Origin of the sequence: Pseudoalteromonas sp. SG43-4 (assembly GCF_014164325.1) — a bacterium.
GTDB lineage: Bacteria > Pseudomonadota > Gammaproteobacteria > Enterobacterales > Alteromonadaceae > Pseudoalteromonas > Pseudoalteromonas distincta.
In genome coordinates, this window is record NZ_JACJFB010000002.1 from 23652 (window position 1) to 41448 (window position 17797).

Here is a 17797-nt window from a genome sequence, read left to right on the forward strand (position 1 = left end):
CATGACTAAAACGGCGGTGTTAATAGGTGCTACAGGCTTGGTCGGTAATGAGTTGCTCCATAAGTTACTTAATAGCGATCGTTATACAAAAGTAGTTACGTTAAGCCGTCGAGCTCTGCCTGTCACACATGCAAAGCTAGTTAATCACGTTATTGATTTTGAAAAATTAACTCAATATGTTGAGCTTTTTAAAGGGGATGTATTGTTTTCGTGTTTGGGCACAACCCGTAAACGAGCGGGCTCGATACACGCTCAGCGTAAAGTTGATTTTGATTATCAGTTTATAGCGGCGCAGTTAGCGGCATGTAATGGCGTTACGCATTATTGCTTAGTGTCATCAAGCGGGGCGAATACGCACAGTAATAGTGCTTATTTGAAAATGAAGGGAGAGCTTGAGCAACATATTAAAGCACTCCCTTTTGGTAAAATAAGTATTTTACAACCATCTTTATTATTAGGCGATCGTGAGCAATTTAGAGTGGCAGAAAAGATAGGCAGTATTATTTTTCCTGTTATTACACGATTTGCGTTTTTAAAGCGTTACAAACCAATAACTGGCGAGCAAGTTGCGCAAAAAATGCTGAGTGTGAGTTTAGCTCAGCAGGCTAAGTTGTCTTATTATGTACTTGATGGGCTATTTGAATAAACTTGGTAAAATGCAAAAGGCAGCCTAAGCTGCCTTTTTTGTACATTAAATTAATACCAATCTTATTAAAAAAATGATCATCCTTGTGTATTAAATAACTCACTAACTACGTTAAAAATTATTTATATAGCACAACTACGTACCATAATTTTAGCCTTGTTATTGAGCTATTTTCTTATCGCTATAATAGAACACTAATTTAATGCAATTGGTATAATTATTCAGCGTCAGTTTTAGCGCTAAGTTGTTGCTCAAGCAATGAAACTTTAGCTTCAAGTTCGGTTAACTTTTCGCGAGTACGAATAAGTACTTGGCTTTGCACATCAAATTCTTCACGGCTCACAAAGTCCATCTCAGCAAGCTTGTTTTGTAGAACTTGCTTTGTTTTACCTTCGAGTGTGTCTGCTAGGTTTTTTACACCTTGCGGCATATTGCTAGTAATTTGCTTAGCAATTTCTTCAAGTTTTGCTGGGTTGATCATATTTGTCCCTTCGGCATTGCCTAAATGATAATAACTAATATTACCTTATACCCACGGCATTTAACACATGATCATCTTTACCTTAATTAATTAAGGCAATTGCTATGCTCGCTGTAATGGTTACGTTAAAATTGCGCGTCTTTTAAATTTCTTTGGTCGTTATGAAACTCAATCCTAAACAAGATGAAGCCGTAAAATATATTAGTGGTCCCTGCTTAGTACTCGCGGGCGCAGGCTCTGGTAAAACCCGTGTTATTACGAATAAAATCGCTTATTTAGTGAAAAAATGTGAGTACAAAGCGCGAAATATAGCCGCCGTTACTTTTACTAATAAAGCAGCCAAAGAAATGCGTGAGCGAGTACTGCAAACGCTCGGTAAACAAGACGCTAAAGGTTTATGGGTATCAACGTTTCATACACTCGGTTTAGAAATAATAAAAAAAGAGTTAAGCACATTAGGGTTTAAACCCGGCTTTTCGTTATTTGATGATCAAGATACCAATCAGCTTCTTAGTGAACTCACCGAAGACGAGCTCAAAAAAGACAAGGACTTACTTAAACTACTTAAAATGGAAATTGGCAGTTGGAAAAACGAATTAGTACTGCCAGAGCAAGCAATACGCGAAGCGCGTGATCCGCAAAAAGCATTGTTCGCGCAGTTATATGGGCGCTATCAAAACCAGCTGCGTGCTTATAATGCACTGGATTTTGATGATTTAATTATGATCCCTACTTTGTTACTTACTAATAACGCCACATCTCGTGAGCGCTGGCAGCAACGCTTTAAATACTTGCTGGTGGATGAGTATCAAGATACCAACACAAGCCAATATCAACTTGTTAAATTGCTAGTAGGCGAGCGTGCCCGTTTTACTGTGGTAGGTGATGACGATCAATCAATTTACTCATGGCGTGGTGCTCGCCCGCAAAACTTAGTGTTATTAGGTAAAGACTACCCAGGGCTTAGACTTATAAAGCTTGAACAAAACTATCGAAGTGCAGGGCGAATACTAAAAGCGGCTAACATTTTAATTGCCAATAACCCACATGACATAGAGAAAAAGTTATTTAGTGAACTAGGTTATGGTGAGCCGATTAAAGTAATAGGGTGCCGCGATGAAGAGCATGAATCTGAGCGTGTGGTTGCTGAAATAATTTCACATAAGTTTATGAAGCGAACCAGCTATAAAGATTACGCGATTTTATATCGTGGTAATCATCAAGCACGTGGCTTTGAAAAATCACTAATGAGTAACCGTATCCCTTATAAAATTAGTGGCGGTATGTCGTTTTTCGCTCGCTCAGAAATTAAAGATATTATGGCGTACTTACGCCTATTAGTTAATCAAGATGATGACAATGCGTTTTTACGTATCGTAAATACACCGCGACGCGAAATAGGCACGGTTACCCTTGAAAAGCTTGGTACGCTTGCTAATGAAAAGCACGCGAGCTTGTTTGCTACCTGTTTTGATAACGATTTAGGCTACAGACTAAAAGGGCGTGGCTTTAATGCGCTTGCTGGATTTGCACGCTGGGTTGTTGAGCTATCTGATAACGCAGTACGCGGTGATACGCTCGAAGCTGTTAAAGACTTAGTGCGTAATATTAATTACGAGGCATATTTGTACGAGTCGTCACCGAGTGCAAAAGCGGCTGAAATGCGTATGAAAAACGTATCAGAGCTGTATCGTTGGATAACAGATATGTTGACCGGTGATGCCGACAACGAACCAATGACATTAGCCGAGGTTGTTAGCAAGCTAACCCTTCGCGATATGCTTGAGCGTAACGAAGAAGAAGATGAAACCGATGCAGTGCACTTATCAACACTACATGCATCAAAGGGCTTAGAGTACCCGTACGTATTTATGGTGGGTATGGAAGAGGGTTTACTTCCGCATCAGGTAAGTATTGATGAGGACAACGTAGATGAAGAACGTCGCTTAGCTTATGTTGGTATTACTCGCGCACAGCAGGAGTTAACACTTACTTATGCAAAGATACGTCGTCAATTTGGTGAAACTTCACAAACTGAATTAAGCCGATTTGTACAAGAGTTACCGCAGGACGATCTTGCGTTCGAAAACAAAAAGGCGCCAAATACCCAAGCAGAGCGCATGGAAAAAGGCCAAGCAAGAGTCGCTAACTTACGAGCGATGTTTAAAAAGCCTGAGTAATACCTCAGGCTAACTTTATAAAGACTGGGTTGCTTGCACTTCAGGTAACTCAGAGCATACTAAAGCGTGTTGTTTACCTACAAAAAATGCCAAACCGTGTTTATCTAATAAAGCTCTAAAATTAAGTATTGATGGGCCTTTAGCAATGACCTTCATTGCTTTGAGCTTTGTAATTGCAAGCACGCCCTGTAGCTGAAAATCGTAACTTTCTTGTTGTAAAACACGTTTACTAAAGGTCGAGCTAAGTAGTAAATAATCAAAATTAATATCGGTTAGTAAATTAAGTTCGCACCTGTCTTTAGCAAAATTGTTTAAACCAATTGAATAACCAAGTTGTGATAGCGTTTTGAGGTTTTTTATTTGCGTTGCACATGCGTGGCGAATTTCTTGTTCATCAAACAATAAACAGAGTTGGCTTTGTCCTTGTTGTTTATTTAGCGTATCGGTAAATAAAACAAATTCGTGTTCCTCAAGTAGCAAACCAGAGCAAGGAACCAATGCCATAGCTACATTTGCAGTAATTGCTTGTGCATAGGCGCGTTGTAATAGTTGTAACTCTACTTGCAGATGCTGCTCTTTATCTGATGCAAACTTTTTCAAAATATCAAAGCTAGTAAAGCCAAGTATTGGGTGTTCACCAAATGCTTCAAATAAAGATTCAGACTGTTGTTGCTCATCAAGCGTAATTATTTCTGAGCTTCTAAAACTCATAGGTAATATATCAAGGTGATGTTGTGCTTTTAGAGTCTGCGCAGGTATTGATTGCGTTAATAGCGGATGAAATAACTCGTAACGATTTTTTCCTGAGTTTTTGGCGTGATACATGGCGGCATCGGCATCACGAATAATTTCATCTGTATGCGTATAGCTTTTCTTTGAGTAGGTTATCCCTATACTTGCGCCACTTTGTAAAGACTCACCTTTAAGATAAAAGGGTTTTTTCATTAAATCTATAATACGATTTGCAACATCTTCTGCTTGTTGAGGCTCAGTTAAATGGGTTAATAAAATAACAAATTCATCCCCGCCTAAACGTGCTAGTAAATCATGCTCGCGTATACATTGAGCAAATAACTCACTTACGTTAATTAAAAATTGATCGCCTGCCTGGTGGCCAAGCTGATCGTTAATATCTTTAAATTTATCTAAATCGATAAACAAAACAGCAAAGTGGTGCTCAGGAAAACGTTGATAATGTTGTAGCGTTTTTTCGAGCTGAGTTAAAAATAGACTACGATTAGGCAAGCTCGTAAGTGAATCGTGATGTGCATCATGATAAAGCTGCTGCTCTATTTTTTTTCGCTCATCTATTTGCATTTGTAAGTGCAGATTAGTTTGACGCAATTCTTTGGTTTTTTCGTTTACTCTAAATTCGAGTTCTTGATGGCTTTTTGCAATTGCTTGATTGACGAGCTTTGTTTGTAAAACAGCTGCAATTTGATGCGATACAAAGGTAATTAACTCGCAATCATCTCGGCTGAAAATATGTTTGTTATCGTAGGCTTGGCAAACAATAAGGCCGATAACACCTTGAGCTGTTTTAAGTGGAGCGCCTAACCAGCTAGTGGCCATTTGCTCTTTTGGTACAGGTGCTGAACGTTGTACCACACCGCTTACTATTAATTCTTTTGCTCTACATGGGTGTATTAGTTGTGTTTCTTCGGTGCTTATTACCAGTTCGCTATAACCTTTAGCAAAGCGTCTTGGCTGTGTATTTTCTTTAAATTCATCTACGCAATAAGGAAAACTAATCCACCCTGTTTCTTTATCATAAAGCGCAATATATAAGTTTTCTGCGTAGGTAATTGTTTTTATTATTTCGTGTATCTTAAAATAAGCGTCATCAAGGTTTTTAGCTTGTGTTGCTATCTCAGATATTTTAAATAGAATTTGTTGGCGTTGAAGTGCGCGTTTACGCTGCTCTATTTCAAGGTTTAGTGCATCGTTACTTTGAGTGAGTGCGCGGGTGCGAATTTTAACTTCTGACTCAAGAAGCTCTCGTTTTTTTACACGCTCTATTGCTGTTGCCAAATAAAGCGACATAAACTCAAGTAATTGTATTTGCTGTGAGCTATAGCCTTGTTTTGTATCGTAACTTTGCGCTGCTAATACACCGATAATATTATGTTCTTGGTAAACAGGTACGCCTACCCAATGTTCGGCAGGAGTGCCTAATGCTTTAAATAAACCTTCTGCTGCAGCATCTTGCATTTGCTGCTTGGTAAAACATGTGGTTTTACCCTGTTTAAATACATAACCCGTGGCGCCTTCATCAAAGCTATTTGATTGGTTAAGGGCGACGGCAATACCATCTTTTTCATCTGAAAAGTAAGAAAGCTCTAGTGATTGGCTGTATTGATTTAGCAGCACCACATAAAAACTTTTACTAGGTACGTACTTTTGTAAAATGTCATGGATGGCGGGGTATAGCAGGGTTAGCTCGGCCACAGTACTTGCCTGCTCTGATAATTGGATCAGGGCATTTTGTAAGTGATGTGATTGTTTGTATTTTTCGAGAAGCGCTCTAAGGCGTTTATTTTGATACGCCAATTTACTCGATACTGATAGTTTATCTTCCAATGATCTAACCGGCTATTTTATTGTATAGTTATTAGCCTTATACTTTCACTTTTAGTGCTTATCGTCAAGTTGATATTCCTACTAAAGCAGTAGCTAGATACACTATTTTAGGCATTAAAAAAGGCTTACAGAAGTAAACCTTTTTTATATTTCAATCGAGCTTATTTAGATGTCATAAAGTCGATAGCAGCGCTAATCTCATCATCAGAACAATCCATACACGTGCCTTTTGGAGGCATAGCATTAAAGCCATTTAGCGCATGCTCAAGTAAAGTATCTTTACCTTTAGCAATACGTGGAGCCCAATCGTCAGCCGATTTAGGCGCGCCTAGTGCACCAGTGCCGTGACATGCAAAACATGCACCTTGATATACTTGCTCACCAGAACGAGGACCTGTAGGCGCCGCTGCAACTGCAGCTTTATCGCCTTCAAGGTATACAGCACCAACCGGCGCGAGACGTGCTTTAATTGCATCTTCAGTCATAGAGTTATCATATGGCTGTGCGTATGCAGTGGTTGCTAGCAATAATAATGCTGCAGCTGTTAATTTTTTCATTTTGCCTTGCTCACTTCGATTTGAACGTGATCAATCACGATTAAAGATGATGGAAATTAAACCGATTATAACTCTCTGGGCCAATTTATAAAATGCTAAGAGCCGTTTTTATTAATAAAACTGACTACTTTTTGCGTTAACGCAATAAAATTTAATTATTTACTGTTTTTTGTTAAGCAATTTAATAAGCGTAATCAGTCATACAATTAACTTTTTAGATCCTAAGATCAAAATCAATTTATTGATAATACGCTACTAACTAGTTTTGCGATCCCTGCGTTGGCTTCAAGAATCGATTCTGCCAACATGTAAGCAGGGGTGGTAACTAACTTATTTGGTTCATCGATAACTACACCGTCAACAGCACAATCTATATGTTTAGCGCCTAATGTGCTTAGCGCTTGTGCTGTCTCTACATCGTTACCAATAGTAAGTGCGGCGTTATCGTAAATAAATGGGATCAATGCGGGTGCAATACACATATAACCTGCAGGCTTATTCGCTTTTGCAAATGATTTACAAGCATTAAGGACGTCCTGATTGATATTTGCTTTTGCGCCTTTAATTGCAAAATCGCATAAGTTTTTTGCAGCACCGAAACCGCCAGGTACAATTAATGCGTCAAACTGAGTCACGTCTAGTTCAATCAGCGATTTAATGTCACCTCGTGCAATGCGAGCAGCTTCTGTTAATACATTGCGTTTATCAGGCATTACTTCACCTGTTAAATGGTTAATGGTATGAAGTTGTTCAATATCTGGTGCAAAACACTGATACGTTGCGCCATTTTTGGCTATATGTAATAAAGTTAAAATTGCTTCATTAATTTCACTACCATCGTACACACCAGACCCTGCTAATATTACTGCTACGTTTTTCATGCTTTTGTGCCCCTAAAGTCTTTTTTATAAGTCGATCGGATGGAGTTTAACATGCTCAAAATTTCTCGCGAAAATAAATTTTTAGTACAAAAATCATTCGCAGTGCAAGTCGTTTTGCGGTTTATGCCATTTGCGATCACTTTGCCTTTAAAAAAATTATAAAGGATCGCTATGATCTTCGATCCATTGTGCTAGAATACTCCTCCGGTTATTTAAATGGACGCGAATAATCAAAGTGAATAACAACAGAAGCAGTCGTTAGAAAACCTTTTTCCACATTGGTTTAAAATAATAAAAAAAGAACCTCGTATTATCTTTTTTAAATTAAAACATACAGTTAAAGTATTTTCTAGGCATTTTATAATGCTTTGGAAGAATAGCTCGTGGCTGTTATCTACACACTTATCCACAGCTTGCTCTAGTTTTAATAACACGATAAACAGTAATTCACTGTCGTTTTATTTACTACCTTATGGCATGCTTATAATTACCTTAATTTTTTGCATTTAGGATCCAAATTCACCATGGCTCAGATCCCCGAAAACCCACTTATTTTAGTTGATGGCTCGTCATATTTATTTCGTGCTTATCATTCTCCGCCGCATTTAACTAATTCTAAAGGTGAGGCTACGGGCGCTATTTACGGCGTGATCAACATGCTTAAAAGCTTGATCAGACAATATGATCCCTCACACATGGTGGTTATATTTGATGCTAAAGGCAAAACGTTCCGTAACGATATGTATAGCGAATATAAGGCAAATCGCCCGCCGATGCCGGATGACTTACGTACGCAAATAGCACCAATACATAGCATTATCAAAGCGATGGGTTTTCCGCTAATTAGTATCGAAGGCGTTGAAGCTGATGATGTTATTGGCACATTTGCACGCATTGCAACTGAGCAAAAACGGCATGTCCTCGTCTCCACTGGTGATAAAGATATGGCGCAACTTGTAAATGAACACGTTACATTAATAAACACGATGACCGACAGTATTTCAGATCCTGTTACCGTAGTGGAAAAGTTTGGTGTAGGCCCCGAACTTATTATCGATTACTTGGCACTAATGGGCGATAAGGTCGACAATATCCCAGGTGTTGAAGGCTGTGGTCCAAAAACGGCCGTTAAGTGGTTAGAGAAATATGGCTCGTTGCAAGGTGTAATGGATCACGCAAGTGAGATTAAGGGTAAAATAGGTGAAAAGTTAGCTGCAGCTCTCGATCATCTGCCTTTAAGCTACGAGCTTGCAACAATTAAGTGCGATGTTGAAGTCGAATCAGATCTTGATACGTTCAAACTACAAGAGCCAAATAAAGACGAATTAATTGCACTATATGGTGAGTGTGAATTTCGTCGTTGGTTAGCTGAGTTACTAGATAACCCTAAAGATGCAGAAACACATCTAGCTGTACCTACCGAAGCCACTGAATTACCAAAAGTAGAAGATGCCCATTACGAAACTATTTTAACGCAAGCGCAATTTGATACGTTAATAGAGCAATTAAATAGTGCCGAGTTATTTGCATTTGATACAGAAACTACCAGCCTTGATTACATGAAAGCGCAATTAGTGGGTATGAGTTTTGCCGTAAAAGCGGGTGAAGCTGTGTATTTACCTCTAGCGCATGACTACCCGGGTGCGCCTGAGCAATTAAGTCTGGAATTTGTAATGCAAAAGCTAGGTCCAATTTTGGCCGATGAAAACAAAGCTAAAGTAGGGCAAAACCTTAAATACGACAAAAGTGTATTAGCGAATGCAGGTTTTGCGCTAAATGGTATTAAGTTTGACACCATGCTTGAGTCATACGTATTTAATAGTGTGGGTACACGCCACGATATGGACTCGCTAGCACTTAAATATCTAGGTCATAAAAATATTAGCTTTGAAGATATTGCTGGCAAAGGTAAAAAGCAACTTACCTTTAACCAAATTGAACTTGAAAAAGCTGCGCCTTACGCTGCAGAAGATGCCGATATTACTTTACGCCTACATGAAGTGCTTTGGCCAAAAATAGCGGCTGATGAAAAGCTAAAATCTGTATTCGAAGATATAGAAATGCCACTTGTTAGTGTGATTTCTGATATTGAACGAACCGGTGTTGCAATTGATAGCAATATGCTTGCAGCACATAGCCAACGATTAGGCGAGCGTTTAATTGAGCTTGAAAAAGAAGCATTTGAAATAGCAGGCGAACCATTTAATTTAAGCTCTCCTAAGCAACTACAAGTATTGTTGTTTGAAAAGCTTGGCCTGCCTATTATCAAAAAAACACCTAAAGGTGCACCTTCTACCGCAGAAGAAGTATTGCAAGAGCTTGCTCATGATTATCCACTACCTAAAGTAATTATAGAGCATCGTGGTTTATCAAAGCTTAAATCGACTTATACTGATAAATTACCATTAATGGTGAATGAGAAAACCCAGCGTGTACATACGTCATATCATCAGGCAATTACAGCAACGGGGCGCTTGAGTTCAACCGATCCTAATTTACAAAATATTCCTATTCGTTCAGAAGAAGGGCGTCGAATTCGTGAAGCGTTTATAGCTGCAGATGGTTACAAAATTGTCGCTGCCGATTACAGCCAAATTGAGCTGCGTATTATGGCGCACCTTTCACAAGACAAAGGTCTATTAAATGCATTTGCTAACGGCTTAGATGTACACAGTGCAACTGCCGCTGAAGTATTTGGTGTAGAGCTTGATGATGTAACTACCGATATGCGCCGCAAGGCGAAAGCAGTAAACTTTGGCTTAATTTACGGTATGTCTGCATTTGGTTTAGCACGTCAACTAGATGTGCCGCGCCACGAAGCGCAGCATTACATAGATAAATACTTTGAGCGTTTTCCTGGTGTATTAGAGTACATGGAAACAACACGCGAAAAAGCAGCTGAAAATGGCTACGTTGAAACAATATTTGGTCGCCGCCTACATTTACCAGAAATAAACGCACGTAATGGCGCGCGCAGAAAAGGAGCCGAACGTGCTGCTATAAACGCACCAATGCAAGGTACTGCTGCTGATATTATTAAAAAAGCAATGCTGAGCGTTAACCGCTGGGTACACGAACAGGCGCCAAATACGATTAAGCTACTAATGCAAGTACACGATGAATTGGTATTTGAAATTAAAACAGACTGCGCACCTGAATACACAAAACATATTTGTGAGCTGATGTCGCAAGCTGCAGCGCTTGATGTGCCGCTTATTGTTGAAGCCGACGAAGGTGACAACTGGGAACAAGCCCATTAATGCAATTTGAGCATTTTAATTAAAGCGCCTTTTGGCGCTTTTTTTATGTTTAATAAAAATGAGAATAACAGCTATTTAATTAGCTATATGCAAGCTTTAGTTAAAATAAGGTTAATTTAAGCAACTATTTGTATTAAATAGTTATATGTTCGTCAATTCGAGCTGTTTTACAGGAATATGATTGTATTTTAATGCGTGCTTTTGTTAAAGTCCCGCCTGTCCTATCCTGTAGGACATCCTGTTGATGATGCATCTGAAAGGGTGCAACAAATTGATAGCTTCTCCCCAGTTTGCTATACCGGCCTACCAACTTGTTTGGTGGGCCGTTTTTTGTTTTACGCCTAAAAATCCTATCTAATTAATTCTTTTTTGCGCTATACCAATTGTATTGTGCATTCGTCACTTCGAGGTGGTTTGGGTACATCGCAGGTGATACCATCGAAGTGCTATCATTTTTATTCTTTTCATTTTATTACTAAGGAGTGCGTTATGTTTAAAGCATTAGCTATTGCAGGTTTTTCTTTATCAAGTTTAGTTATTTCTAATGTTGCTCAGGCCAATTGGCAGCTAGTGAATGATAAAAGCCAACTAAGCTTTGTTTCAATTAAAAAAGATTCGATTGCTGAAGCTCACCATTTTACTAACCTTGAAGGTATGCTTTCTGATAAAGGTGAGTTTAGCGTTAATGTTGATTTAACATCAGCCGAAACTCTAATCCCTATTCGTAATGAGCGTTTAGCTACATTTTTATTCGAAGCGGCTAAATTCCCCAATGCTGTTTTAACTGCAAATTTAACTAAAGAGCTAAGTAATATCAAAAAGCCTGGTCAATATGTATTGAAGGGTATTACAGCTGAGCTTGATTTTCATGGTAATAAAAAACCATTGGCAATTGATGTACTCGTTAACAGCACGCAAAGTGGTGATTTAACGGTATCATCATTAACACCTATTATTATTAATAGTGATGATTTTGGTGTAACCGAAGGCGTTAAAAAGCTGCAAGAGTTAGCGGGCTTGCCTTCAATTGCAACAGCTGTGCCTGTTACATTTGCAATAACACTTAAAAAACAGTGATTTCTTTAAGTGAGCTTAGCAAGCGATTAAGCGAGCCAAGCAAACCTTTTGATAGTTGGCAGCCTAACCATTGTGGGGAGCTGCCAATTGTTATTAATAATGAAGGGAAATGGTTTTACGATGGCAGCCAAATAACACGCCCAGCCATGGTGAAGCTGTTTGCTTCTGTATTGTGTAAAGAAGGTGAGCAATTTTATTTAAAAACCCCTGTCGAAAAAATAACAATAACGGTTGAAGATGCGCCGTTTATTATTGTTGATTGGCGCTTTGAAAATACAGCGCAAGGGCAAGTGTTGTGTTGTATTGATAATTTAGCTAGGCAGTGGTTAGTGAGCGCTCAGCAGCCCTTGCATATAAAAGACTACAATGGTTCAAAGGTGCCTTATTTAAAGCTACCGTATGGTTGTAGTGCGCGAGTTTCACGCAGTGTATTTTATCAGTGGGCTGAAAAAGCCGAGTCTGATAAGCTCGGCTATTTTATTAAATCTGCAGGAAAGCAGTTTTATTTATCGTAACGCCAGCGTTTAAGCCTCTGGGTTGGTTTCGTCTGTGATTGTTTCATCGCTAGGTGGTACAGCAATAACAGGACCTAAAAACCATTCATCTAGCTTTTTAGCTACTTCTGGTAAACCGGTGCCTTTTAATGATGAAAACGCATGAACTGTAATATCCCCATCCAGCGTGCTTAATTCACGGCGAACTTGCAGTACTTGTGATTTACGAGGGCCTTGCTTTAGTTTGTCGGCTTTAGTTAATAGTGCCAATACTGGAATTTCACTACCAATTGCCCAGTTAATTAAATCACGGTCTAAATCTTTTAATGGATGACGAATATCCATTAAAATAACAATACCTTTTAAGCTTTGACGCTTTTGCAGATATTCACCTAACGACTTTTGCCATTTCTTTTTCATTTCGATTGGTACTTTAGCAAAGCCATAGCCTGGTAAATCGATAAGGCGCATATCGTCAACATCAGCTAAATCGAATGTATTGATTAGCTGAGTACGTCCAGGTGTTTTACTTGTACGTGCTAGCTTCTGATCGGTTAATGCATTTAATGCACTCGACTTACCTGCATTGGAGCGACCGGCAAACGCAACTTCAATTCCCGTATCAGCAGGTAATTTAGTAATGTCGGGAGCGCTTGTTACGAAAGACGCAGTATTATATTTGATACGAGATTTGAGCACAGGCTCTCCTAAAACTTAAAAAAATAACATTGAGTAAACCAAATTCACTCAGGGCGCGTATTTTATACTATAAAGGATGTATTAAAAAGCGTATTTAACCACCTAAAAACAGCACCTATGGTACATTTAAAACATGTTAAAGCTTAATCTAAGTCAAAACCCTGTAAATTATAAGCTTAATATGTGTAGAAAACGTGCCAGAGAATTTATTATCGTGTAGAATATATGTATTACAACATCACGATTGTAGATGATACAGGGTCGGAAACAGAGAATTCACCATGAAAAAAATAGCACTATCTTTAACAATATTGCTTGGTGCGTTGTCAGCAAGCAACGCAACAGCATTTGATGGCGATGTAAACGCAGGTAAAGAAAAATCAGCAACGTGTGCGGCTTGTCACGGCCCAGACGGTAATGCGCCGGTTAATATTTACCCTAAAATTGCAGGTCAACATCCAGATTATATCCTTAAGCAACTTCAGGATTTAAAATTAGGTATGACGTCAGGCGGCAAAGAAGGGCGTATGGATCCAGTAATGAGCGCTATGGCTATGCCACTTAGCGAGCAAGACATGAAAGATCTAGCTGCTTATTTTTCTTCAATCAACATGACTGAAGGTGCTACACCTAAAGATGTTGTTGAAGTTGGCGAAATGCTCTTTAAAGCAGGCGATGCGGAGCGTGGGATTCCATCATGTGCAGCATGTCATGGTCCACGTGGTAACGGTTCATCACTTGCTAAGTTTCCAAAAATTTCTTTTCAGCATCCTGGATATATCAAGTCTCAACTTGAAAAATTCCGTGATGGAACTCGTCACAATGACTTAAATGGCATGATGGGCGATATAGCGAAGAAATTAACAGATAAAGATATTGAAGTACTTTCTCAGTACTTAGGTGGTTTACACTAAAGTCGTATTTATTTAGCAATTAATAATAAATACACTACAATGTTTTACAAAAAGCAGCCCAGGCTGCTTTTTTTGTGTGCAAAATTAACGATATCACCCGTTTAAATGTAAGACATTGACCATGCGTTAGTGTGAGAAAAGTCTTCTTTTTATTTTTTATTCATCATTAACTTATTGTATTTTATTGTTTATTTTGTTTTAAAATGTAATAAGTATAATAAAAGTTATATAAACCAGTTGTAACAAAATCATTAACGAGTAAATTAACCACTGTCGCAAAAGAACAATAACAAAACGGAAACAAGCTATAAGGAAAGTGGCGCGGCATGACTACATAGCACAAGATTGGTGCTACTAAAGGAAATAATAAAAAAGTGTCACGATGACCGAAAATAATAAAATACTCATGGAAGTTTAATAACAAAAACAAAATGGAATGTAACAAGGAACGTAAAAATAATAACAATACGGACTGATAATAATAAAAATAATAAAGACTAAAAAAAGTCGAAGGGAGAAGTGTCCAGATAATGGCGCTCAGATTAGCAGGCGGTAGAGATGTTTTCTCTACCGCCTTTTTATTTGTCCTGTTACAATACCCACCGTTTAAAATTAGCGATTAATTAGCTAAGGCGCTTTTAAATGAGAAACCCAACCTCTATAGCGCAAACTGAATTCTTCTGGCTAGGCCAGCACTGCGATGCCCATTAATTTGCGCTTCGCTCAAAACCTCTTAAGTGAGATGATCAAGATATGAGTAGAACTAAAAAGTCACGCAAAAGCCCAGCAAACGGACCTGTTCGTTTAAGCCAAGATAAGCTTAAAGAAATGCGCGCATTAAAAGAGCAGCGAGTTAAAAAAACCAAAGGCGCAAAGCCTGGTTCTCGTAATGCGCCAGATTTACTAGATAGCGAAAGCCAAAATAGTAATCACGCGCCTAAAGATAAGCGTGTAGGCAGTAAAAAGCCTGTGCCGTTAATCGCAACCGCGCCAGAGCCTAAAGTTGAAATGAAACGCAACTTAAAGCCAACTATTGAGCTGAAAAAAGTAATCGAGCCTGAATTTACACCTGAACAAGAGCTAGAAGCACTTGAGAATGATGAACGTTTACTTAAATTAGTAGAGCGTCATGAAAAAGGTGAAATGCTAACAGGTAAAGATGCTAAGTACTTTAATAGTCGCATTGCCCGTCATCAGGCGTTATGTGAAATTCTTGGTATTGAAGATGAGGACGAAGACGAGTTTGAAGATGACCTTGAAAGCCAAGGCAATTCTGATTTCGATCAATACTTATCTGATGATTTAGCCAACGAATGGTTAGATGAAGACGACAAATAGTAAGGATAAATAATGAGTACCTCGGTAATTTTAGCCTTACTTTTAGGCGCTGCTATCATAGCTGGTTTGGCATTTTATGCGGGTCAGTTGCTGTATAAGTTAAATGCGCAAAAAAAGTTAATTGCTAAAACGCAGGCTGAACAAAAGCAAAAGCTTGAAAAGTCGCGTTTAAAGCGAAACGCAAAACTAGCCGATAGTATTCATTTAATCGCACGTGCAATGAATGAAGAGCAGTGTGAGTTTTCTGAAGGCTGTTTACGTATTTGGGTACTTATGTCTCAGTATGCCTTTGAAAGCGAGCGTGATTTAACGACGCAGTATCCTGGTATTTATAAAATGTATCAGGTAGTTAAAGAAATGCCGACGCACGATGCACGTAAAAAATACTCTAAAAAAGAGATTTTTAAGCTAGATAAGGCTCGCTGGCAAGCTGAAAAAACACTTAAAGATGAAGTTAAAGCGGATTGCGCTAAAATTATTATCGAGTTTAAAGCCGCTCCAGGTAGCGATAAAGTCGTTTTTAATTAAAGCTACAACTTAAATACAAAAAGCAGACCTAGGTCTGCTTTTTTTGTGCCGATGTATTTATTATCCAGAGTTCAGGCTAAATCACCCTTGAAAAGCGCGTTGCGTTAATTTGTTTTTGTAAGTGAGCATCGAAGCACATACAAATAATACGAATGAATAAGTTCCCGCGTGGTGTTACGCTAATTTTATTATCAATTATAGTGACTAGTTCATCTTTTATAAGTGGCGCCAGCGCTACTAATGCATCCTCAAAGTAGTCATTAAATATAAGCGCGTGTTTTTCACTAAAGTCTTGTATATCTAATTCAAATTGGCAAATGAGCTGTTTAATTGCATCAGCACGAATTACATCATCATGTGTTAAGTGCATTCCTTTATTAAGAGCACTACCGCTTTGTGTTTCTACGTTGTGGTAATAATGTTTTAATTCTTTTTGATTTTGTAAAATGGCGGTGCCAACTTGTGAAATTGATGACACGCCTAAACCTAATAAATCACAATTTCCATGGGTTGTATAACCTTGAAAGTTACGATGTAACTTGCCTTCATTTTGCGCAACAGCTAGTTCATTATCAGTTTTTGCAAAATGGTCCATACCAATAAATTGATAGCCTGCTTGCGTCATCTGCTCCAGCGTATTTTTAAACATGGTGAGCTTATTATGAGCACAGGGTAAATCTGCATCTTTAATCTTACGCTGTGCAGCAAAGCGCTCTGGTAAATGCGCGTAGTTAAACACTGATACTCTGTCAGGGCTTAACTCAATAAGTTGCTCTATAGTTTTCTTAAAGCTCTCTGGCGTTTGCAGAGGTAGCCCGTAAATCATATCTGCATTAATAGATTGAAATCCTAGCTCGCGAGCTTGTGTAATTAATTGCTTAACGGTATCTGCATTTTGCGGGCGATTAACAGCAAGTTGCACGTCGTCGTTAAAGTCTTGAATCCCAAACGAGACGCGGTTAAAGCCAAGCATTCTTAAATCAACAAGCATATTATCGGCAAGTGAGCGTGGGTCTATTTCAATACCGCGCTCTGTTGTGCATGTAAAATTAAAGTGTTGTTCTAAAAGTTTAATTAAACGGGTCATTTGTTTTGCGGTTAAAAAGGTGGGAGTACCGCCACCTAAATGCAATTGCTCAACCGTGTAGCTTTTAAATAAAGGCGCTTGGGCAGTAATTTCTTTTGCTAAAAAGTCGAGATACGTATCTGCCTTAGATTGATGACGGGTAATTATTTTATTACAGCCACAGTAGTAGCAAAGCTGACTACAAAACGGGATGTGAATATATAAAGAAAGAGAGCGACTTGTTGACGATCCTATAGCGCTTAGTAGGTCTTGTTGCTGGTACCCGTCACGCAGTGATAAAGCTGTGGGATAAGAGGTATAACGCGGACCAGACACATTATATTTGTTTATTAGGGTTTCATCCCATTGTGGAAGTTTAATCATCACGCGCACCTAAGTATTTATTTAGGGGTGATTATAAAAAAGTACGCAGTGAGGCGGTTTGATCTATAACAAAAAAGGTGCCGAAGCACCTTTTTTAATAAAATATAACTTAAGACGACCTAATTAATACGTAATAGTATGAGCATCTTTAAGGTATTGAAATAATTCTTTATAACCTTTACCCGGCTTTTCAGCTTTCGCTTCTTTTGCCGCATTTCGAACCAATTGGCGCATTTGTTGACGATCAAGAGATGGAAACTGCTCAATAGTCTCATTGATAAGGTCATCACCTTGCTCAATTAAATCTGAACGTAATTGCTCAATTTTTTTGACCAATACTTCAGCTTGGTTATTTTTATTAAGCATCACATCGATAATCGCTTTAATATCATCAATGTTTTCTACAGTACGCAGTGTTTTAGCGATGTAATTTAAGTGGCGGCGATACGCGTCGCTTTTGTTACTTATTTTATCAGCAACAACCATCGCTTCTTTTAAATCGTCATTTAATGGCAGGCGTTCGCGCTGTTTTTTACCCATTTTGGCAATTTCAGTACCTAACTGATGAAACTCTTGCGCTTCGCGTTTAAGCTCCGTTCTTGATACATATTCAATTTCTTCTTCAATTTCAGCAGGCTTGCCTTTTTTCTTTGCCATGGGGTGCTCTTAAATAAAAATAACTTTTGCCATTATACATGAATATGATACTTAG

Annotated in this window: 15 protein-coding genes; 8 read left to right on the forward strand and 7 right to left on the reverse strand. The window is 38.6% G+C overall.

Annotation, left to right across the window (positions count from 1 at the left end; all coding sequences use genetic code 11):
* Nucleotide 1 precedes the first annotated feature (1 nt).
* Nucleotides 2–646, forward strand: a complete 645-nt coding sequence (locus tag H5160_RS02170) for an NAD(P)H-binding protein (RefSeq protein WP_182736603.1) — start codon at nt 2–4, stop codon at nt 644–646.
* A gap of 217 nt (nt 647–863) precedes the next feature.
* Here H5160_RS02170 and H5160_RS02175 read toward each other — a convergent pair whose 3' ends face one another.
* Complete coding sequence (locus H5160_RS02175) at nt 864–1127, reverse strand: ubiquinone biosynthesis accessory factor UbiK (RefSeq protein ID WP_002959905.1); 264 nt, start codon at nt 1125–1127, stop codon at nt 864–866.
* 161 nt (nt 1128–1288) lie between these two features.
* On the opposite strand from H5160_RS02175, the gene rep reads away from it, so the two are divergent.
* Nucleotides 1289–3307 (forward strand): DNA helicase Rep, encoded by a 2019-nt coding sequence (gene rep / locus H5160_RS02180; protein WP_024596949.1) that lies wholly within the window; start codon nt 1289–1291, stop codon nt 3305–3307.
* Nucleotides 3308–3322: 15 nt separating this feature from the next.
* Here the strand turns inward: rep and H5160_RS02185 are convergent, their stop codons facing one another.
* The 3 genes from H5160_RS02185 to elbB all read right to left on the reverse strand — a co-directional run bounded on the left by H5160_RS02185 (nt 3323) and on the right by elbB (nt 7325).
* The gene (locus H5160_RS02185; protein WP_182736605.1) at nt 3323–5887 is read right to left on the reverse strand and encodes a diguanylate cyclase domain-containing protein; all 2565 of its coding nucleotides are present in this window, start codon (nt 5885–5887) and stop codon (nt 3323–3325) included.
* A gap of 161 nt (nt 5888–6048) precedes the next feature.
* Nucleotides 6049–6444, reverse strand: coding sequence for a cytochrome c5 family protein (locus tag H5160_RS02190; protein WP_002959908.1), 396 nt, complete (start codon nt 6442–6444; stop codon nt 6049–6051).
* Between the two features lie 233 nt (nt 6445–6677).
* Nucleotides 6678–7325 (reverse strand): isoprenoid biosynthesis glyoxalase ElbB, encoded by a 648-nt coding sequence (elbB, locus tag H5160_RS02195; RefSeq protein ID WP_182716523.1) that lies wholly within the window; start codon nt 7323–7325, stop codon nt 6678–6680.
* A gap of 524 nt (nt 7326–7849) precedes the next feature.
* Between elbB and polA the strand changes: the two genes are divergently transcribed.
* The 3 genes from polA to H5160_RS02210 all read left to right on the forward strand — a co-directional run bounded on the left by polA (nt 7850) and on the right by H5160_RS02210 (nt 12177).
* Nucleotides 7850–10585 carry a DNA polymerase I gene (gene polA, locus H5160_RS02200; protein ID WP_138488411.1) on the forward strand — a complete coding sequence of 912 codons (2736 nt, stop codon included), beginning with the start codon at nt 7850–7852 and terminating at the stop codon, nt 10583–10585.
* A gap of 489 nt (nt 10586–11074) precedes the next feature.
* Nucleotides 11075–11662, forward strand: a complete 588-nt coding sequence (locus H5160_RS02205) for a YceI family protein (protein WP_182694000.1) — start codon at nt 11075–11077, stop codon at nt 11660–11662.
* Complete coding sequence (locus H5160_RS02210) at nt 11659–12177, forward strand: DUF1285 domain-containing protein (protein WP_182716524.1); 519 nt, start codon at nt 11659–11661, stop codon at nt 12175–12177. Before H5160_RS02205 ends, H5160_RS02210 begins: the two co-directional genes overlap by 4 nt.
* A gap of 9 nt (nt 12178–12186) precedes the next feature.
* On the opposite strand, the gene yihA is transcribed toward H5160_RS02210, so the two are convergent.
* Complete coding sequence (gene yihA / locus H5160_RS02215) at nt 12187–12855, reverse strand: ribosome biogenesis GTP-binding protein YihA/YsxC (RefSeq protein ID WP_002959920.1); 669 nt, start codon at nt 12853–12855, stop codon at nt 12187–12189.
* Nucleotides 12856–13136: 281 nt separating this feature from the next.
* Between yihA and H5160_RS02220 the strand changes: the two genes are divergently transcribed.
* From H5160_RS02220 to H5160_RS02230, 3 genes are all read left to right on the forward strand, one after another.
* The gene (locus H5160_RS02220) at nt 13137–13769 is read left to right on the forward strand and encodes a cytochrome c (RefSeq protein ID WP_182682808.1); all 633 of its coding nucleotides are present in this window, start codon (nt 13137–13139) and stop codon (nt 13767–13769) included.
* Between the two features lie 753 nt (nt 13770–14522).
* On the forward strand, nt 14523–15107 hold the full coding sequence (gene yihI, locus H5160_RS02225; protein WP_002959924.1) for a Der GTPase-activating protein YihI: 585 nt from the start codon (nt 14523–14525) through the stop codon (nt 15105–15107).
* Between the two features lie 12 nt (nt 15108–15119).
* Nucleotides 15120–15635 carry a DUF2489 domain-containing protein gene (locus tag H5160_RS02230; RefSeq protein WP_002959926.1) on the forward strand — a complete coding sequence of 172 codons (516 nt, stop codon included), beginning with the start codon at nt 15120–15122 and terminating at the stop codon, nt 15633–15635.
* A gap of 76 nt (nt 15636–15711) precedes the next feature.
* On the opposite strand, the gene hemN is transcribed toward H5160_RS02230, so the two are convergent.
* Both hemN and yjgA read right to left on the reverse strand, forming a co-directional pair.
* Nucleotides 15712–17085, reverse strand: coding sequence for an oxygen-independent coproporphyrinogen III oxidase (hemN, locus tag H5160_RS02235; protein ID WP_182736607.1), 1374 nt, complete (start codon nt 17083–17085; stop codon nt 15712–15714).
* 123 nt (nt 17086–17208) lie between these two features.
* Nucleotides 17209–17742 carry a ribosome biogenesis factor YjgA gene (gene yjgA / locus H5160_RS02240; RefSeq protein ID WP_002959930.1) on the reverse strand — a complete coding sequence of 178 codons (534 nt, stop codon included), beginning with the start codon at nt 17740–17742 and terminating at the stop codon, nt 17209–17211.
* Nucleotides 17743–17797 lie beyond the last annotated feature (55 nt).